A 17,667-nucleotide genomic window follows, 5' to 3' on the forward strand; every position below is an offset into this window, starting at 1 on the left:
CAGGTGTAGAGGAAGGCCCGTGAGTCCCCAAGACAGCGATAACCCTGGTGATTCCCCCGACGGCGTCGCGCTGAGCGAACTGCAGCTCGACGTCATGCGCGTGCTCTGGCGCGGCGAGGCCAGCGTGGCCGAGGTCGCCGCCGCCCTGGCCGACAGCCGCGGCCTGGCCCACACCACCGTGGCCACGGTGCTGACGCGCCTGGGTCGGCGCGGCGTGGTGGCCGCGCGTCGCGACGGCCGCCAGCTCTATTACCTGCCGACCGTCAGCGAATCGCAGGTTCGCCGAAGCATGGTCGGCGACCTCATCCAGAACCTGTTCGAAGGGGATCCCCGCGCCCTGCTGGCCCATCTGGTCAGCGAAAGCGAGGTCGCGCCCGGCGACCTCGAGCAGGTGCAAGCCCTGCTGGACAAGCCGGCTGGCAAAGGCCGGGACCGGTCATGAGCGCGCTCGACGGGCTGCTTTCATGGCTGCTGACCCTGGCGCTGCACGCCACCGTGCTGCTGTCGCTGGCCTGGGGCCTGCAGCGCCTGGGCGCGCTGCGCCACCCCGGCTGGCGCGAACTGGCCTGGCGCGGCGCGCTGTTCGGCGCGCTGCTGTCCTCGGTGCTGGCTACGGCGGCACCGGCCTTGCCGACGATGGGCGGGTGGGGCGGAACGCAGGAAGCGCCCGCCGCTTCCCTTGCCCCGGCCACGGACAAGCGCCCTGACCCCCGCCAGGCCCTGCGCGCGACCCTGCCCGGCGAGTCCGGCCTGCCGCGGGTGCTCGTCCCGCGGGAAAGCACCGCGCCGAACAGCGCGCCGCGCCCCTCCGAAACGTCCTTCCCGCCGGCGCCGTGGCGGCTGCCCGGCCCGACAGCGGCCCTGCTTGTGCTGGCCTGGGTGTTGGGTGGCGCGCCCGTCGCCCTGCGTTTGCTGCGCCAGGCCTGGAGCCTGATGCGCTGGACACGCCGGCAGCCCGGCACGGTTCCGCGCCCCGGTTCTCGGCTGCCGGCCCTGGCCGCGGACCTGGGCCAGGCGCTTGAACTCAAACAGCTGCCGCGCCTGCGCCTGCTCGAGGGGCTCGCCAGCCCGATGCTCCTGCCCGGGCGCCGCCTGCTCCTGCCCGCCTGGGTGGACGAGCTGTCGCCGGCGCAACAGCGGGCCCTGCTGGCGCACGAGCTGGCCCACCTGCAGCGCCACGACCCGGCCTGGCGCCTGGCCCAGCGCCTGGCCGTGCTGCCGCTGTACTTCCATCCGCTTGCCTGGCTGGCCCTGCGCCGGCTCGAGGCCCTGGCCGAAGACGCCTGCGACGAACGCGCCGCCGCACTGTGCGGCAGCGGCCGCCCGCTGGCTGAATGCCTGGCGGCCTGCCTCGCCCGGGGCAAGGCACCACAAACCATCACCCCCACCCTGGCCGTGGCCATGGCCGCCGAACCCGGCCCCGTGGTCCGCCGCGTCAGGAACCTGCTGGAGGAAACCCCCATGCCCCGTCCCATCCCCGCTTCGCTCCGCCGTACCGCCGTGGCCGTCGGCCTGGCCGCCGCCCTTGCCCTGCCCGGCCTGGCAATCACCAGCGTGGCCAATCCGGCCCATGCCGAGGGTCTTTTCAGCGGGCTTTTCACCGGCACGTCGGTGACCAACTCCAACGGCAGGGACCACTACCTGCATCGCAACGGCCGCACGGGCGAACGGCAGGAGTTGACCCTGCGCGGCGACATCCAATTCACCGCCGCGGAGGACGACGTAACCCGCATGGCGAACGACGCCGAGTTCGAACTGTCGGTGAAGCGCGACGGCGTCGAGCGTTCGCTGCGGATCCTGCCGGCACAAGGCGGCATGACCCGCGACTACCGCGTCGATGGGCGCAAGCAGGCGTTCGATGCCCAGGCCCGTGCCTGGCTCGCCACGGCCCTGCCCGACGTGCTGCGCGAATCCGGGTTCAAGGCCGAAGAACGCGCCCGGCGCATCCTTGCGCAGGGTGGACTGGAGGCCCTGTTCACCGAAATCGACCGCATCCGGGGCGACCATTCGCGCGGCCGGTACCTGCAGATACTCTTCAGCCAAGCGCCGCTGGACGATGCCGGATTTGCCCGTGCCCTGGAACTGGCCGGCAAGATCGGCTCGGACCATGCGCTGCGCCGCGTGTTGGAAGCGGGCTTTGGAAACATGGGGCTGACGGACGCCGCCCAGACACAGCTGCTGGGCCTGGCCAGCAAGATCGGCTCGGATTACGAGCAGTCCCAGCTGCTGATCGCGTTGGTCGAAAAACAAAGCATCCAGGGTGATCTTCTGATCGCCTGGCGCGAGGTGCTTGCCGGCATCGGCAGCGACTACGAACAGCGCAAGGTGCTCTCCGCGCTGCTGGCTCGCAGCGAGCCCGAATCTACCCGGATGGCGCTCGAAAGTGCCCAGTCCGTGGGCAGCGACTACGAAGCCCGGAAGATCCTGGAACAGGCGGTCCCCATGGCGCGCGACGATGCCGGGGCGCGGGACGCCTGGTTCGCGCTGCTGGCGGGCGTGGGTTCGGACTACGAACAGCGCCAGGCACTTGGCGCCCTGATCGCGGGCGGGGCCGTGGACGCGTCGCTTGCCGGCGCCGTGCTCGATTCGCTCGAGGAAATTGGTTCCGATCACGAGACCACGCAGGTGTTGCGCGTCCTCGCGGCGGTCATGCCGGCGGACCCGGAACTGATCGCGCGTTACCGGGCGGTGGCGCGACGCCTTTCCGACCACGAACGTGGCCAGGCTGAACGTGCGCTGGACCGCTTCGCGGTGGCGGGGGTGGACCAGTCAGGTACCTGAACCCTTCCCGCGCCGCTTCACCGAAAGGCACGCGGATGGGTGCATGCTCCCTTGGCATCTCCACCCCTTTCCAGGAGTACTGCCATGAAAACTAGAAACCACGTGCTCATCGCCACCGCCATCTCGGCTGCGCTGCTCGCCGGCTGCACCACGACGGGCGGCGGCTATTACGGATCCAACCCGCCGCCGCAGCAGCAGCCCGAACCCGAACGGGACGGCATGAACCGCACCCAGCGCGGTGCGCTCATCGGCGCGGCCGTCGGTGCCGTGGCCGGCTTGCTCAGCGGAGACGACGCCACCGAGCGCCGCCAGCACGCCCTGATCGGCGCCGGTGTCGGCGGCCTGGCCGGCGGTGCCATCGGTCGTTACCAGGACAACCAGGAGCGCGCGCTGCGCGAGCGCATGCAGGGCACCGGCGTCGGCGTGGTCCGCGACGGCGACCACATCACCCTGGACATGCCCGAGGCGATCACCTTCGCCTTCAACTCCAGCACGCTCAACCGCGATGCCTACTCGGTGCTCGACCGCGTGGCCGACACGCTGCGCGAGTATGACCAGACCTTGATCGAGGTCGCCGGCCATACCGACAGCATCGGCAGCGACGCTTATAACGACAAGCTGTCGCGCGAACGTGCCCAGGCCGTGGCCAACTACCTGACCGGCCGCGGCATCAGCGGCCAGCGCCTGATCATCACCGGTGCCGGCGAGCGTTACCCGATCGCCAGCAATGACACCGAAGCGGGCCGCGCAAAGAACCGCCGCGTCGAGATGACGATCGTGCCGATCCGCAACGACTGACCGCAGCCGTTGACGCAAAAAGAAGCCCCGGCATTGCCGGGGCTTTCTTGTGGCCGGGACTGGCGGGTGTGGGCGGGATCTCAGTCCCGATGCTACTCGGCCACGATCTCCACCCAGCTACCCACCGTGTTCGCGCGGCTGGCGCGCCCGTACATCAGCTCGGCCACGGCCGGCGGCGCGAAATAGCGCCCCGGATGCTGGGCCTGCGCGAAGTAATGCACCTCGTGGGACCCGGGAGGCAGGGTTTCGGCGTAAAGCCTGACTTCCGTGGCGCCCGTCTGGCGGGTGTCGAACCACCAGCTGCCCTCGTTCGCGACCTCGCGCACGTTGGCACCGGCGACGCCGGCCAGGCCGACATCGCGCGTCGACCAGCCGCCGGGCACGGTATCGGTGATGGCCACGAAGTGGCGCAGTGCCGGCACCTGCAGGTGCAGGGTGACGCGGATCCACTCGCCGCGCCGGGCCGGTCTGTTGCGCAGGGGCTGCCAGCGGCCGTCGCGCAGCACGGCGTAGCGGCGCTCGATCGCCAACCCGACACTGCGTGCTTCGACCTGGGCCTGGTCCTGCCGGTAGCGAAATTGCGCCACGTAGTTGAGCGTGCCCTGCGCGTTACCGGCGGGCATTAGCTCGAGCGTGCTGGCCTGGGCCTTGCCCTGCCAGGTGTCCTGGCGGCGTTCTTCGTTCACCGACATCGCGGCCGAGGCCGGCCCGTGCGTTAGCTGCACGGTGGCGGCAGCGGTGTCGCTGCCCGGCGCGGCATCGACGGCACGCAGGGCCATCAGGCAATACAGGCTCGACTGCGTGTCCTGGCTGGCGGTGCCGCCGGCGTACAGGTCCTGCAGGCCGCGCAGGAACGCTTGCCGCTGCGGCAGCCGGTCCGGTTGCTTGTCGAGCATCCACAGCGCGTGCGTCACCGCGCATTGGTCGCGCAGGTCCGAGCCCATGGCCCATCCGAACGGTCGCGGATCGCTGATCACGCGTCGTAAGCCGCGCATCTCGCCGGCGTCGTACAGGCGCGCCAGGCCTTCGGAGGTTTCCCCGGCGAACGCCGGAACCGCGGACAGCGCGATCACCAGTTCGCTGCGTGCGTGCCAGCTCAGCCGTCCCCAGTCCTGCCAGAGGCGCTGCAGGGCCGGCGCGGGAACGGCCTTGCCATCCTCGGACAGCGCCGCGACGGCAACGGCCAGTGCTTCGAGTTCCCTCGAGGATCGGGATTTGGCGGCCTGCTGCGCCTGGTCCAACACGTTGATGCGCAGATCGGCATGCAGTTGCTCCGGCACGGCCTGGCCCAGGCGCCGCAGCCAGCCGAGCTGGCGCAGGGTGTGGCCGTCGAGCAGCAGGTTGCCACGCGATTTCCAGGGCTCCGACGGCGGGAAGAAGTGGAAATGGCCTTCTTCGTCGCGGAAACCTGGCGCCGCCGCCAGGGCTTCGTCCACCACCGCCTGGGCGTCAGGCCACGCGGTGTGGTCCTGGGCATCCTGCAGCGCCAGGGCTGCCCCCAGGGCGCGGCTCAGGGTCTGCTCCCAGCAGCGGTGCGGGTAGTCGCGCAGGTCGCGCAGCCAGTGCGCGCGCCAGGCGCCGGTGCCGCCCGACACTTCGACGTGCAGCGTCGCTGCCTCGGCGCCTTCCGGCAGCGCGGGCAGCGGCAGGGACACCGGCGACACCAGCCAGCCGGCCTGCGGCAGCAGCACGTCGGCCCAGCGTGACTGCACCGGAACACGCGACGAGATCGCATCCTGGCCCGCGGCCGACTCCGCGCGCGCCAGCAGGTCGATGGTGTCGGCGGCGGTCGGCTGCAGCGGCACGTCACGGCTCATGGCCGCGAACGGCGCCAGTTCGGATGCGGCTTCGTCCACGCGGGCCAGCCCTGCGCCGTCGATTGCCGTTTTCAGGCTCATCGCCTGCGTGGTGTCGGTGGCGTTGCGTGCCGACACGCTGGCCTGGGCGCGATCGCCTTCGAACAAGCGGGCGGGCAGTCCGAAGCGCAGCTCCACCGGCAGGCTGGTCGTGGCCGTGGCCTGGGTCAGGTCGAACCCTTCCGCCTGGTCGCTGCTCCAGGCGATGACCCGCCAACGCGTCAGGTTGTCGGGCAGCGTGACCGACAGTTCGCGGGTTTCGCCCGGCGCCAGTTCGATTCCGGGGTTCCAGTACGCCGCGTCGGGGAAGTTCCTGCGCACGCGCGGGGCGTCGCGTCCGGGGGCGGAGGATGGCTCACGCGCCAGCACCTCGTAGGCGGGCTCGTCGCTGAAGATCTCGCCGCGGCTGATCCGGCTGCCCGTGACCTCGATCGTATCCAGCACGTCACTGCCGGGCTTGAACATCACTGGCTGCTTCCCAACGATGTTGTCCTGGCTCTGGAAGAAGTTGGGCACCCACTCCCAGGCCTCCAGCCCGTGCCAGTGGCCTTCGCCCCAGGCCGACAGGCTGCCCAGGAACTCCGGGAGTTCCGGATCGAGCCGCTCGTGCAAGTAAGCCATCTGCTGGTGCACGGCATCGTCCACGACCGACACCACCACCAGGCGCGGTTGGCCGGATGGATTGTGCAGGCCGATGCGCAACTGATCGCCGGGCGCCAGCGTCTCGTCGGCAAGCGTCAGCGCCAGCCTGCCTTGCCCGGCGCGCGGGATGTCCAAGCGCATCGCGGCGTCCAGCGTGGCGGTCTCCAGGCCTTGTTCGGCGGAGGGCCGGACCGGGCGCAGCATCACGCGAAGCGTCGCGCCTGGCGCCAGCGCCGACGTCACGGGCACGTCGATCGCGGTTTCCGGGCCCACCGTTTGCGTCCAGTGCCGGAGCACGCGGTCGTATTCGAGAACGAACAAGGCGCGGGCCTGCGCGTGCGGCTGGCGCAGGCGAAGACGCGCCGCCGACTCGCCGTCGCTGGCCTGCACCAGCGTAAGTTCGGCTGCCTCGCCTTCGTCGTCTTCGGGCACGAACCGTCCGAACCAGCGGCTCAAGCGCGTTGGCGCGGCTTCGCCGGACTCGGCGACGAAAACATATCGGCCTGGTTTGACGACGGAAATCGCGCAGGGCGACGGCGTGCCGGACACCAGCGTGCAGCGGCCCAGCACCTCGGGCGTTTCCTGGTCGGTGGTTTCCAGTCGGACCTCGACGGGCCGGCCCGGTCGCGCTACGCCGTCGTGGCCAACGACCACGGCTTCGAGCACCGGCGTCTGGTCCATTGCCTGCCAGTCATCCTCGCTGCGCAGTCCGACGTAGCTTTCGAAGGCGGCGATGCGCAGGTCGGCGGTGGGGCTGGAAGCGCCGGCTTCGCCGCCGACCATCAGCGAGGAATTGAGTTTTATCTGGGCCAGGGCAAGCGGCGTGATGTCGTTGCTGTCGTCGTCCCGGTGTTCCAGCGTGGCCGGCACCACGTACGTGATATCCGCCCGCCCGCGGGCGTCCACGGTGGCGGGCACCTCGGTCGCGGCCAGCGGGTCCGCTTCGGAGGCGCCGCGCACACCGGCGTCTACGAACCGAAACGCGGCATATGCCGGATAGACCTCGGTGAAGTCCAAGGGCACCAGCAAACCGAAGACCTGGAGCCGGGCCCCGGCGGCGGGACCACCCGAGTAATAGCCAGCTTCAGCCGCCAGCGTCACGCGGCTACCGGGACGCTGCATCGTTATCGGTACCGACAACCTGGCCCACAGGGCCTGCGTCTCGAAGCGCCTGACTTCGAAGCAGGCACCCATGGAACTCCATGATTGCGCGAGCTCGTCCGCCTCGTTGATGCAGTAACTGCCGTCGCGCAGGTTCGCCGGCAGTTGCACCTCGCCCGACACGCTGCCCCAGGCGTCCATGCTGGCTTCCCAAGTGCGTACGGGCGCCTCGGAGGGTTCGCCCAGCGCCAGTTCCATCGGCGTTCCGGCGTCAGGCCGGTGCAGGTGGTTCAAACGGCGTTCGCGCTGCCACATTCTGAAGTACACGCTGTCGCCCGGGCGGTAGAGCAGGCGGTCGGTGACGCCGAAGCGCGGGATTCCCAAGCGACGCGGGCTATCGCGCCATTCGACGGTGTCGTCGCTCGCCGAGGCCTGCAGGTCGATTCGCGTCATGCCGTGCAGCGGCAGGATCGTGACCCGCCTGTCCTGCGTCGCGCGCACCATCAGCAGCGAGCCGCTTTCGTCCGCGACCTCCGGAAACGAAAGCAGGGCGACGCCGTCGGGCCCCGTGTCCGCTGTCGCCAGCACCTTCAGGCGCCCGTGGGACGAAAGCTCAACCAGGTCGACGTGCGCGCCGACGATGGCCGTCGCGTCGGCCCACTCCGTGGCCCAGGCCAACAGGTCCTGGCCGTGCCGGTTCACCAGCAGCTGGAAGGCGGGCAGCGCAGTGGCACGCGCAGCGTTGCCGGCATCGACGCCGCCGATGGACAGGCCGCCGCGACGCAGGACGCCCCAGCTGGGCTCGGGCGCGTCGGTTAAGGAAAAAACTTCGGTCGTGTCCTGCGCGTCCAGCGTGGCCTTGGCCTGGCGCAGCCGCCGGCCGATCGAGAACTCCCGCCACAGGGCCGGTTCCGCAAGGTTTCGGGCTTCCACCGCGCTCGCGCTTTCCGACCCGGGCAAAGCCAGCCTGACCTGGGGCTCGATGCGAAAGCCCGGTGGCCAGGGGGCGAAGTCGAGATTCACCGTCGTCCGGCCGACGAGTCGGCCGCCGTCGCTGGCCTCCAGCCCCGCCGGCAGTTCGAACGCCAGCGATTGGCCTGCGGCCGTGCTGCTCAGTCGGATCGCGTGCGCCGGCGCACCGTTGTCCGTGCGATGGGCGAAACACTGGTAGTTGCAGTCGCGCGCGTCCTCGGCAAGGGTCAGCCCCTTCGGCAGGGAAGCCCAGACTCGCTCGAGCGCGGCATCGGAAGGTCGCCGGGAAAAAAGCAGTAGCACGTCGCTTCCGGCGTCGCAGGCCACCTTCTCGCCAGCGACCACGCGCGTGTATTGACTGACGCAGGACGTGGCCGACAGCCGGAAGGGCAGGTTGATGCCGACGGTGAGCAGCGCTTCGTCGGCTTCGCCGCGTGCCGGTCCAAGCGGTGAGCGCAGTCCTTCGCGCAGCGACAGGCGAAGGCGTCCGGGTCGGTCCGGCCACGCCGCGGGCACCCAGCGGTAGCTCACGCCTTCGCGATAGCCCGCATCGTCCTCCGGCACCAGATCAAGCGAATAATCGATCGGTTCCAGTTCGAACGTCGCGTCGAGCACGGCGCGGATCGCGGCGGCCGTCAGCGGCTGTGAGGAGCGCAGGAAGATTGTCGGCCGTCCTGCCTCCCAGGCCTCGGCGGATGCCTCGAGCTCCGGCGGCGAGGACACCAGCGTGACCGATGTCGGCGCAAAGGGTGCTCCCGACTGCGACCACAGGCCTTCGCCGATATCCACACGGTAGGGCGTGGCCTTGCGCAGCGGCGTGCCCTGGCCATGCCAGGTTTCGCAGACCAGCGTGGTGTCGTCGGTCCAGTACCAGCCGCAGTCCGCCTCGGGCGTGGTGACCAGGCCGTTGCTGCGGCTTCGTGTGTTCCAGGTGATCATCGGCTGGTCGAACACCAGCTCGAAGCTGTTCCCGGACAGATCCGCGGAGGCCAACGCCGGCGGAGCATCGGCCGAGGCCAGCAGGGGCCAGAGCAACAGGCTGGCGGCAAGACGGATTCGCATCGGCATGCAGGCCGCTCCGCGGCTGGGGGTCAGGTCGAGCAGAGCATTGAGGTGTCGTTTCGTCAACGCAAGAGAGAAAAAACCCCGGCCTGGGCCGGGGTTTCCCGATAGCGCAGGTTGGCCGTGATCAGGCCGCGTCGCGCGCTTCCGCCTTCGGCGCCTTCCAGCGCGCCAGCAGTTCCTTCTCCAGGCCCCTGGCCTTGGCCAGGTGCGCTTCCTTGACGTGGCCATAGCCGCGGATCTGTTCGGGCACCGAGGCGATCTGCACCGCCAGGTCGACGTTGTCGCCGTCCAGGCCGGCCAGCAGTTCGTCCAGCTGCTTCGCGTAATCCACGATCAGCTGGCGTTCCATGCGGCGCTCCTCGGTCCGGCCGAAGATGTCGAAGGCGCCGCCGCGCAGGCCCTTCATCTTCGCCAGCAGCTTGAACGCCGTGAACATCCACGGGCCGAACTCCTTCTTCACCAGGTGGCCGTCGGCGTCGCGCTTGGCGAACAGCGGCGGGGCCAGGTTGAAGTGGATCTTGTAGTCGCCTTCGAACCGCTGCTCGATGCGCTTGCGGAAGTCGCTGGCCGTGTACAGGCGGGCCACTTCGTACTCGTCCTTGTAGGCCATGAGCTTGAAGTAATAACGCGCCACCGCTTCGGTGAGTTTGGTGGAGCCCGGGGCCTTGCGGGCCTCGGCCTGGCGCACCTTGTCCACCAGCGCGACGTAGCGGCCGGCGTAGGCCTTGTCCTGGTAGTCGGTGAGGAACTTCACGCGGCGGTCGATCATTTCGTCCAGCGACTGGCTGATGGCTTCGTCGTCGAAAGGATTCGCGGCCGAAGCCGTTCCCGCGGAAGCAGGTTCGTCGGCCAGGCCGGCGGCTTCGAGCACCGCGTCGGGCTTGATGGCGGCGAGTCGGCCCCAGGCGAACGCCGTCTTGTTCATCTCGATGGCGGCGCCGTTGAGTTCGATCGCGCGCATGATGGCGTCAAAGCCCACCGGCACCAGGCCACGCTGCCAGGCCACGCCCAGCATGAACAGGTTGCTGCCGATGGCGTCGCCGAGCAGGGCGGTTGCCACTTCGGTGGCCGGTACCTGCAGCGGTTCGCGGCCGCCCAGGGCGGTGCGGATGGCATCGACGATGCCCGCGGCCGGGAACTGCATGTCCGGCATGCGGGTGAACGGGCCCGGCATGGCCTGGTAGTCGTTGATCACGACTTCGGTGCGGTCGGCGCGGATCTTCGACAGCGCCCAGTAGTCGTTCACCACCACCATGTCGCAGCCCAGCACCAGGTCGGCTTCGCCGGCCGCGATGCGCACCGCGTGGATGTCCGAGGGCTTCGCCGCGACGCGCACGTGGGTCGTCACCGCGCCGCCCTTCTGGGCCAGGCCGGTCTGGTCGAGCACGCTCGCGCCCTTGTGTTCCAGGTGCGCGGCCATGCCGAGCAGGGCGCCGATGGTCACCACGCCGGTGCCGCCGACGCCGGTGATCAGGATGTTCCAGGGCTGGTCGAGATTGCTGCGGAACTGCGGGTCGGGCAGGTTCGCCAGCAGTTCCTTGTTGCCCGTGCCCTTGCGCTTGCGCAGCCCGCCGCCCTTGATGGTGACGAAGCTGGGGCAGAAGCCCTTCACGCAGCTGAAGTCCTTGTTGCAGTTGGACTGGTCGATCTCGCGCTTGCGGCCGTATTCGGTTTCCTTGGGCAGCACGGCGACGCAGTTCGACTTGACGCCGCAGTCGCCGCAGCCTTCGCAGACCAGCGAGTTGATGGCGGTGCGCTTGGCCGGGTCGGGCATCTTGCCGCGCTTGCGGCGGCGACGCTTCTCGGCGGCGCAGGTCTGGTCGAAGATCAGCACCGACGTGCCCGGCACTTCGCGCAGGCGCTTTTGCTGCGCATCGAGTTCGCTGCGGTCGTAGAACTCCACGCCGCGCGGGAAGATCGAGTGGTCCGCCCACTTTTCGATATCGTCGCTCAGCACCACGATCACCTGCACGCCTTCGCTGCGCACCTGGTGGGCGATGTCGGGCACGGTCAGGGTGCCGTCCACCGGCTGGCCGCCGGTCATGGCCACGGCGTCGTTGTAGAGGATCTTGTAGGTGATGTTCACCTTCGCGGCGATCGACTGGCGGATGGCCAGCGAGCCGGAATGGAAGTAGGTGCCATCACCCAGGTTCTGGAAGACGTGTTTTTCAGTGGTGAACGGTGCCTGGCCCGACCAGGTGACGCCTTCGCCACCCATGTGGGTGAAGGTGTCGGTCTTACGGTCCATCCAGGTGACCATGTAGTGGCAGCCGATGCCGCCCAGCGCGCGCGAACCTTCCGGAACCACGGTCGAGCTGTTGTGCGGGCAGCCGGCGCAGTAGTGCGGCACGCGCGGGAAGTTGGCGCGCGGCGCGGCCAGTTCCTTTTCCTTGGCGCTGATCCACTTCAGTCGGTTGTCCATGGCCTCGGACTGGAAGAAACGCTGCACGCGTGCGGCGATGACGCGGGCGATGCGGGCCGGGGTCAGTTCGTTGGTGCTGGGCAGCACCCAGTTCTCGTCCTCGTCGTACTTGCCGACGATGCTGGGGCGCTTCTCGTGCTCCCAGTTGTACATGTATTCCTTCATCTGCCGCTCGATGAAGCTGCGCTTTTCCTCGACGACGATGATGTCGTCCAGGCCACGCGCGAACTCGCGGATGCCCAGCGGTTCCAGCGGCCAGGTCATGCCGACCTTGTACACGCGGATGCCGATGTCGGCGGCCACCTTGCGGTCGATGCCCAGGTATTCCAGCGCCTGCAGCACGTCCAGGTAGCTCTTGCCGGTGGTGACGATGCCCAGGCGTGCCTTGGGCGAATCCACCACCACCTTGTCGATGTGGTTGGCGCGGGCGAAGGCCTGCGCTGCCTTCACCGCGTACTGGTGCAGGCGCATTTCCTGGTCCAGCGGCGGGTCCGGCCAGCGGATGTTGAGCCCGCCCGCCGGCAGTTCGAAGTCGGTCGGCAGCAGGATGTCGAGCTGGTGCGGGTTGACGTTCACCGAGGCCGAGGACTCCACCGTCTCGGCGATGGTCTTGAAGCCGATCCAGCGGCCGGTGTAGCGGCTCATGGCCCAGCCCAGCAGGCCCATGTCCAGGATGTCCTGCACGCCGGCCGGGTTGAGCACCGGCATCATCGCGCTTTCGAATTCACCTTCCGAGCCATGCGGCAGCGTCGACGAGCGGCAGGCATGGTCGTCGGCGGCCAGCGCCAGCACGCCGCCCTGCTTCGAAGTGCCGGCGGCGTTGCCGTGCTTGAACACGTCGCCGCAGCGGTCCACGCCCGGGCCCTTGCCGTACCACATGGAAAACACGCCGTCGTACTTCGCGCCCTGGAACAGGTTGGTCTGCTGGCTGCCCCAGACCATGGTCGCGCCCAGGTCTTCGTTGAGGCCGGGGGTGAATTCGATGGCGCTGGCCTGCAGGTGCTTGCGGGCCCGCCAAAGCTCCAGATCGAAGCCGCCCAGGGGCGAACCCCGGTAGCCCGAGATGAAGCCGGCGGTGTTCACGCCGGCGGCCCGGTCGCGCATCTGCTGCATCAGCGGCAGGCGCACCAGCGCCTGGACGCCGGACAGGTAGATCCGGCCCTCCTCGCGGGTGTACTTGGACTCGAGGTCGTACTCGCGGTCGAGCGGGATCAGGGTGTGGGGAATGGCGGACATGGCGGCTGCTTTCCGAAGCTGGAGCAAAGACTCGGAATTATAGCAGCCGGGCCCGTTATGGCCGGGTGGCCGGCCCGGCCGGCCTAGAACTCCCGCCGCGCCTCGATGACCAGCTCCACCCGCTTGAGCGAGGGGTCGCCGTCGAGCGGGAAAGCCAGGTCCACATGCACGACCCGGGCGAAGGCCGAGCGGGTATTGCCCAGGCGCAGGCCGAAACCGACGTCGGCGAGCGTGCCGGGATTGGGCTCGCCCAGGGGGTTGTCGCCCCAGGTACGGCCGACGTCCATGAACACGGCGCCGCCGACCCGGAATATCCGCCACAGGTAGGCATCGGTGTAATAGCGCTGCTCCAGGGACAGCCGGGTGTAGCCCTCCCCGCTGGCCCAGCGCTCGGGGTAACCACGCAGGCCGTTGTCGCCGCCGAGCGTGCGGTAGTCGTCGAGGTCGAGCGCGTGGCCGTGCACGGTTTCCAGGTCGGCGTAGAACAGGCGTTTTTCGCCCGTGCGCCGGTAATAGCGCGCCCGCCCGCCGAAGGCCAGGTCGCGCGCCGAGCCATCTTCAAGCCGGCCATCGAGCCAGGCCTGGGTGCGCAGCAGGGAGCCGGCGGGCAGGCGGAAGCCGCGGCTGACCTCGGTCTCCAGCCATAGGGCGTCCCGGTCGCCGCCGAATGCAGTGTCGGACCAGCCCAGCCGCGCGCTCCAGCGCAGGCCCAGCAGCACGTCTTCGGTGCTGCCGATCTGGTCCAGGTTGACCAATTCCTGCCAGTCGTCGTGGATGCGTTCAATGCCGATCCACGGCCCCGCCAGGTGCCGGTCGGCCGGCACCGGCCCGGCCATAAAGGGGTCGCGCGCCGGCAGGAAGTCACGCCGGAAATCGCGCAGGCCGAACTGCCAGCGGGTCACCCGGCCGTTGCGCAGGCCAGCGGATCGGCCCCACCAGGCCCCGATGTCGTTGTTGCGCTGTCGGTACTCGGCGACGTCCTCGCCGCGCGAGTAGTACGCGTTCACCTGCGTCAGCCGGTCCACCGAGACCCCCCAGGCGCGGCGGGTGTCGAGCGCATGGAATGGTTGCCCCAGGGCCAGCGCCCAGCCGCGGCCGTCGCTGTTGTCGCGCAGTTCGGCGTCCAGGCCGTTCCAGCGGCCGAACAGGTGGTCATTGCGGTAGGAGAGGGCGTTCTCATTGCGTTCGCTGTCGCTGTCGTGCGACAGCGTGAGTTCGGCGCCGGTGCCCAGCAGGTTGCTGTCCTCGAGTTCGAAGCCAAAGGAAGACGCACCGCCGCTGCGGCTGCCGGAGATTCCCGGGTTGAGGGTCCAGGCATCCCAGGTTTCGACCAGGAGGTCCACCCGGCCATCGGCGAAATGCACCGGCGTTACTTTTGCTTCCCGCAGGTAGTTCTGGGCGCGCAGCAGGCGTTCGGTTTCGTCCAGCAGCCGGCGCGAATAGGCCATGCCCGGCTCGACCAGCAGCAGGCGGCGCACCACCGGTTCGCGGGTCCGCCGGTGCAGGGCGTTGGCGGCGCGGTACAGCGGCGCGTCTTCCTCCGCCAGCGAGGTGTCGAAGATGTCGTGGCGGACGATGCGGATATCGCCGATCACTGCGCCGGCCGTCTCCAGCGCGGCGTCATCGGGCAGCGTCCGCAGGGGTGCAGCGTCCGCTGCCTGCGGGATCACCAGCAGGCATGGCAGCAGAAGGGCCCACACCGCAGGCAGGTAGCGCATTGCCGGGACTCTACGGCGGGCCAAACCACCGCGCAACGCACCCTTTGCGTCGGCGGGGGCCCCGATCATTTCCCGGCCATCCTGTCCGGCCGGGCACACACGATAGCGGGTCCCGTTGCACTAACCAGGGAAGCCTGTCCAAACTTCAATTCCCCGCCGTACAGGAGACTCCGCGGGGTCCGGTGAGGGATGCTTGCACTATTGAGTATCAAGGCGTGGACTACAGCGAGCGGGTGGTCAGCCAACTTTCTGGCTGGGAAGACGGAGTGGAATGATGCGGATGTCTGGCAACCTCAAATGGCCCCCCTCGGTTCCCGCGATCATTTTCATTCTGTTGTGGTTGGCCATCTCGACCTGGCTTGCTTCCACGGTGATTTACAAACGAACAGATGTTGAGCGACCTTCGACCGAGGCGTTGATCAAAGTATTGGACGGACTGCCCTATCCATCGGGTGCCTTGCAGGCCGGTCCTGACGCCGTCACAGACAAGAGCAGCGTGGTTGGAGCCGCCAGGAAACTTCGCACCAGCCGTTCAGCAGAGTCGGTTCTTGATCACCTCTACCAGGAGCTGCCTGTGCACGGCTGGACCGCTATCGATTCCCAGGAGGTGATGTGGAAAAGAAGGGAGGTCAGGATGTGCGGAAACGGCATCTCGCTGTTTGCTGGCCCCGCCAGTTCAAGCGGCGGGGAGAACCTCTTCGATGTCTCCGTGTACTGGGCAAAACTTAGTCATCACTCGCTCTATTGCCCACGTCAGAACAAGCCCCAATGAGTCGCTTGTTTCACTAGCCCCAAGTGCCGGCTGCCGGGCGATCACGACAGGTCTGCTTGACCTGGCACAAGGCCTCCTCCGCCCCCTGCAGAAGCGCTATTGCGATCCGAAAAAAGTACACTCGGGCACGAGCCCTGGCCGCAACGCAAAGAGCGGGGGCTATCTGTTCACGACAACAACGGGATGGTGACGGCCATGATCGTCCAGGGACACGATGATCAATTCTTGTCGAGCAGGGACATAGAGGTTGTAAGGGCATCAGTCAAAAGGACGCGTCGTCAGGTTCTTGGAGCTGCCCTCGCCACTCCATTGGCCGCGGCGGGGGTCATGTACCTGCTTGTCGCTCGCCAGGGCAGCACGTCTGCGGCACTTTTCGTTGCTGCGGTCTTTCTGGGCCTGGGAGTTCCTGTCTTCGTGGGCTGGTGGAGGCGCTACAGGCGCGTCCTGGGCGAGATTGAGCAGGTCGAGATGCGGATCAGGGGGGGCGAAGAGGTCAGGCCTTCGTCCCTGGGCGCCAAGTGAAGCCGAGAGGTGGTGCCCAGGATGAGCGAAGCTTCCATGATCCTTGAACTGGCGGTTGTCACAACGGGGGTCGCCCTGGCAATCGTCCAGCTGTTCGTGCACCGGGCGCTCGTCCGGCTGGCTGACGATGAGCCCGGAGTGATGCGCAGGGCGGGAATTCGAGATATTGACTGGTGGTTCCGCTGCATTCGTGGGCTATTCCTGCTGGCCTTCGGGGACGTCTCCCAGTCCCTGCCCGTTCGCACGCGGGTTCTCTTCAGGTAATTCTGGTTGGGGCTGGTTTCGCTGGTGATGGCGCTGGTGCTGATACTCCAGCGCCAGCAACGAAATGGACTGAAGTCTTTCGGGTTGCAAGCAAGGGATTCCAAGTCGTGAACCCTCGAATCTCAGATCACATCGCGTTCTTCATCCGGCTGCTGATCTGGCTCGCAACGATCTGGATCGTCGCCGTTCCCTTGCGCGCACGCGTTGAAGCGAGTTCGTGGGAATACTTCGCCCTGTCATTTGCAATCCTGGTCGGAGGCCTGCTCGCCGGGCTGGCCGTCGGGCGGATGATGGAGCGACCGCGCCGCCACTAGCTGACGACCTGGTCCACGGGGACAATGACCGGTCTGGCATGCGGGTTGCCGCAGGCTTAGTCTGCGGCCTCCAGCCGGTCCCTTCCCCCTTCCTTGGCCCGGTACAGCGCCTCGTCCGCCCGCTGCAGCAGGGCTTCGGCGGCTTCGTCCCGGCGCTGTTCGGCGAGGCCGGCCGAGAAGGTGACGGCCACCGGGCCGGCGCTGGTTTCGAAGGGGGCCTGGGCCACGGAGGCGCGCATGCGCTCCAGGCAGACGCGGGCGCCGGCGAGGTTCGTGCCGGGCAGGATGATAATGAACTCCTCGCCGCCGAACCGGCCCAGGGTGCGCTCCGGCGCCTGCCCCACGTGGTCGATGAAACGCGCCTGCAGGCGCAGGATGCTGGAGAACTGCACCAGCACCTCGTCGCCGACCGCATGGCCGTGGGTGTCGTTGATCACCTTGAAGTGGTCGATGTCGATCAGCGCGATGCTGAAGCCGTGACCGTAGCGGCGGCTGCGTTCACTTTCCTGTTCAAGCCGTTCGGTGAGGTGGCGACGGTTGTACAGCCCGGTCAGCTCGTCGCGGATCGACAGCTCGCGCAGCTTGCTGTTGGCGCCCTCCAGGGCATCGCGCTGGGCGGCCAGCCGGCGGCGGATCGAGGCGAAATAACCGCCGATGAAGCTCATCCAGATGGTGATCACCACCAGGGCCGAAAAGCGGATGGCCTCCATCATCCAGTCCTGTCGCGTCGCGTCGCTGCCCACCAGTTCCCAGACGGTGAGGGCGAGGTAGCCCACCGTGGTGCCGGTGGTCAGCCGCAGGTACTGGCGCGTGTCCAGGCCGAACAGGCCAAAGAAGAAGATCGCCACGAACAGCAGCAGCAGCACGCTGCGTGCCTCGCCGTCGAAGTAGTGGATCATGCCCAGCGCCAGCAGCATGGCCGCCACGAGCTGCGGCACCAGCAGGCTCGGGTCCGCAAAACGTTTGCTCCAGCCGCTGGCGATGGCGACCAGCGCAACCAGGTTCACGGCCAGGGCGGCGCCGGTGAACGCGGCCACGCCCCACCAGCCCATGGTCGAGCTGCCGGCGTGCACCGCGATCGACATCGGGACCAGGAACATCATGTAGGACAGCACGCCCAGGCCCACCCGCCGCAGCCGCAGGCGGGTTTCGCGATCGAACTGGCCGGCCAGTCGCTCGGACATGGGCCCAGTCTACGCCAGGG

General features: G+C 68.3%; 10 protein-coding genes. 6 read left to right on the forward strand and 4 right to left on the reverse strand.

Going from position 1 to position 17,667, the window contains the following annotated elements; genetic code table 11:
• Window positions 1–19 precede the first annotated feature (19 nt).
• The 3 genes from ACYVJH_RS10620 to ACYVJH_RS10630 all read left to right on the forward strand — a co-directional run bounded on the left by ACYVJH_RS10620 (window position 20) and on the right by ACYVJH_RS10630 (window position 3,579).
• Complete coding sequence (locus tag ACYVJH_RS10620) at window positions 20–442, forward strand: BlaI/MecI/CopY family transcriptional regulator (protein ID WP_460454618.1); 423 nt, start codon at window positions 20–22, stop codon at window positions 440–442.
• Entirely contained in the window at window positions 439–2,781 is a 2,343-nt protein-coding gene (locus ACYVJH_RS10625; protein WP_460454619.1) for a M56 family metallopeptidase, read from the forward strand. Before ACYVJH_RS10620 ends, ACYVJH_RS10625 begins: the two co-directional genes overlap by 4 nt.
• Before the next feature lie 84 nt (window positions 2,782–2,865).
• On the forward strand, window positions 2,866–3,579 hold the full coding sequence (locus ACYVJH_RS10630; protein ID WP_460454620.1) for an OmpA family protein: 714 nt from the start codon (window positions 2,866–2,868) through the stop codon (window positions 3,577–3,579).
• A gap of 92 nt (window positions 3,580–3,671) precedes the next feature.
• On the opposite strand, the gene ACYVJH_RS10635 is transcribed toward ACYVJH_RS10630, so the two are convergent.
• The 3 genes from ACYVJH_RS10635 to ACYVJH_RS10645 all read right to left on the reverse strand — a co-directional run bounded on the left by ACYVJH_RS10635 (window position 3,672) and on the right by ACYVJH_RS10645 (window position 14,591).
• Window positions 3,672–9,218, reverse strand: coding sequence for an alpha-2-macroglobulin family protein (locus ACYVJH_RS10635; RefSeq protein WP_460454621.1), 5,547 nt, complete (start codon window positions 9,216–9,218; stop codon window positions 3,672–3,674).
• Window positions 9,219–9,339: 121 nt separating this feature from the next.
• Window positions 9,340–12,873: an indolepyruvate ferredoxin oxidoreductase family protein gene (locus ACYVJH_RS10640; protein WP_460454622.1), complete on the reverse strand. Its 3,534-nt coding sequence runs from the start codon at window positions 12,871–12,873 to the stop codon at window positions 9,340–9,342.
• An 83-nt stretch (window positions 12,874–12,956) separates the two neighbouring features.
• The gene (locus tag ACYVJH_RS10645; RefSeq protein WP_460454623.1) at window positions 12,957–14,591 is read right to left on the reverse strand and encodes a BamA/TamA family outer membrane protein; all 1,635 of its coding nucleotides are present in this window, start codon (window positions 14,589–14,591) and stop codon (window positions 12,957–12,959) included.
• A 280-nt stretch (window positions 14,592–14,871) separates the two neighbouring features.
• Between ACYVJH_RS10645 and ACYVJH_RS10650 the strand changes: the two genes are divergently transcribed.
• From ACYVJH_RS10650 to ACYVJH_RS10660, 3 genes are all read left to right on the forward strand, one after another.
• Window positions 14,872–15,363 (forward strand): hypothetical protein, encoded by a 492-nt coding sequence (locus ACYVJH_RS10650; RefSeq protein ID WP_460454624.1) that lies wholly within the window; start codon window positions 14,872–14,874, stop codon window positions 15,361–15,363.
• 558 nt (window positions 15,364–15,921) lie between these two features.
• A complete protein-coding gene (locus tag ACYVJH_RS10655; protein WP_460454625.1) occupies window positions 15,922–16,149 on the forward strand; it encodes a hypothetical protein in 228 nt (75 codons plus the stop codon).
• 107 nt (window positions 16,150–16,256) lie between these two features.
• Entirely contained in the window at window positions 16,257–16,463 is a 207-nt protein-coding gene (locus ACYVJH_RS10660; protein WP_460454626.1) for a hypothetical protein, read from the forward strand.
• A gap of 56 nt (window positions 16,464–16,519) precedes the next feature.
• On the opposite strand, the gene ACYVJH_RS10665 is transcribed toward ACYVJH_RS10660, so the two are convergent.
• The gene (locus ACYVJH_RS10665; RefSeq protein WP_460454627.1) at window positions 16,520–17,647 is read right to left on the reverse strand and encodes a GGDEF domain-containing protein; all 1,128 of its coding nucleotides are present in this window, start codon (window positions 17,645–17,647) and stop codon (window positions 16,520–16,522) included.
• Between the last annotated feature and the right edge of the window lie 20 nt (window positions 17,648–17,667).

The sequence above is a fragment of the Arenimonas aestuarii genome, from assembly GCF_054781715.1.

Excerpts from the sequence above, each read along its gene's own strand:
- ACYVJH_RS10625 (WP_460454619.1), top strand. The coding sequence starts at position 439 with ATGAGCGCGCTCGACGGGCTGCTTTCATGGCTGCTGACCCTGGCGCTG.
- ACYVJH_RS10630 (WP_460454620.1), top strand. The coding sequence starts at position 2,866 with ATGAAAACTAGAAACCACGTGCTCATCGCCACCGCCATCTCGGCTGCG.
- ACYVJH_RS10635 (WP_460454621.1), bottom strand. The coding sequence starts at position 9,218 with ATGCCGATGCGAATCCGTCTTGCCGCCAGCCTGTTGCTCTGGCCCCTG.
- ACYVJH_RS10640 (WP_460454622.1), bottom strand. The coding sequence starts at position 12,873 with ATGTCCGCCATTCCCCACACCCTGATCCCGCTCGACCGCGAGTACGAC.
- ACYVJH_RS10645 (WP_460454623.1), bottom strand. The coding sequence starts at position 14,591 with ATGCGCTACCTGCCTGCGGTGTGGGCCCTTCTGCTGCCATGCCTGCTG.
- ACYVJH_RS10650 (WP_460454624.1), top strand. The coding sequence starts at position 14,872 with ATGTCTGGCAACCTCAAATGGCCCCCCTCGGTTCCCGCGATCATTTTC.
- ACYVJH_RS10655 (WP_460454625.1), top strand. The coding sequence starts at position 15,922 with ATGATCCTTGAACTGGCGGTTGTCACAACGGGGGTCGCCCTGGCAATC.
- ACYVJH_RS10665 (WP_460454627.1), bottom strand. The coding sequence starts at position 17,647 with ATGTCCGAGCGACTGGCCGGCCAGTTCGATCGCGAAACCCGCCTGCGG.